We start from the raw sequence: 1,220 nt of genomic DNA on the forward strand, positions 1-1,220 counted from the left end.
TTAGTCCATTTTCGGCAACGAATCAGTCCCAACCTAATTAATAAAGTGAACGAGCGAATGGTCGAAAAAATACGCTCCATCACCCCAGTTAAAACGGAAAAAAAAAAGGATTCGGACGCCAAAAATAAGTCAGTCAATCGCGGAAAATTAATCATAGATGCGACCTGCGCCCCAGCCGATATTAGTTATCCGACCGACTTAGGACTATTAAACAGAGCCAGAGTTCACACCGAAAAAATCCTAGATATTCTGTATAAACAGCTCAAAGGTCAAATCACGAAAAAACCTAGAACCTACCGTAATCTCGCCCGAAAAGATTACTTATTAATAGCCAAACAAAGAAGACCATCCCGCAACAAAAAAAGACAGGCAATTAAAAAACAACTTCAATATATCAAAAGAAACCTAGCTCATATTGAACAGCTAATCGATTCAGGTGCGACCCTAAAAGGTCTGACTAAAAAGCAATATAAAACCTTGCTAGTCCTCACAGAAGTCTATCGCCAACAACAGTGGTTATTTGACAACGATAAACAGAGTATTGAGGATAGAATAGTAAGTTTAAGTCAACCCCACATCCGTCCCATAGTCAGAGGGAAAGCCGGAAAAAGCGTAGAATTTGGAGCTAAACTATCAGCGAGCTGTTTTGAAGGATATGTATTTTTAGACCGGATGAGCTGGGATAATTTTAACGAATCAGGATATCTAAAAGCACAAGTAGAAGCATATCATAGCTTCACAGGATATTATCCAGAGTCCGTTCATGCAGATCGAATTTATCGTACAAGAGAGAACCGAGCTTGGTGTAAAGAAAAAGGCATTAGAATCAGTGGACCGCCTTTAGGAAGGCCTCCAGTAAATGTCAGTAAAGAAAAAAAGAAGCAAGCATTAAAAGATGACAGAATTAGGAATGCGATTGAGGGTAAATTCGGGGAAGGTAAACGAAGATTCGGTCTCAATCGTATCATGGCAAAACTTGATAATACTTCACAAACAACTATTGCTATCACTTTTTTAGTCATGAACCTTTCTACCTGGTGGCGCCGGGTTTTTTATGTGTTTTTATGTCGAGCGGATCAAACAATGCCTGTTTTTGGACTTAACATAATTTGCGCTTATATTTTACTCAAAATCAGGCAGGACAAACTTATATTTAACTCACCTTGAATATATCGATCGCTCCTGCTAGTGGTCTGCGATCAATTATTCAGCAAACCCTA

At 39.0% G+C, this 1,220-nt stretch carries 1 protein-coding gene; it reads left to right on the top strand.

Features of this window, described 5'->3' with window-relative positions:
• Positions 1–1,167: IS5 family transposase (locus QUA90_RS30345; protein ID WP_333448790.1), on the top strand; the 1,167-nt coding region annotated here is incomplete at its 5' end.
• Between the last annotated feature and the right edge of the window lie 53 nt (positions 1,168–1,220).

This window comes from Microcoleus sp. D3_18_C4 (assembly GCF_036702355.1).
Taxonomy (GTDB): Bacteria; Cyanobacteriota; Cyanobacteriia; order Cyanobacteriales; family Microcoleaceae; genus Microcoleus.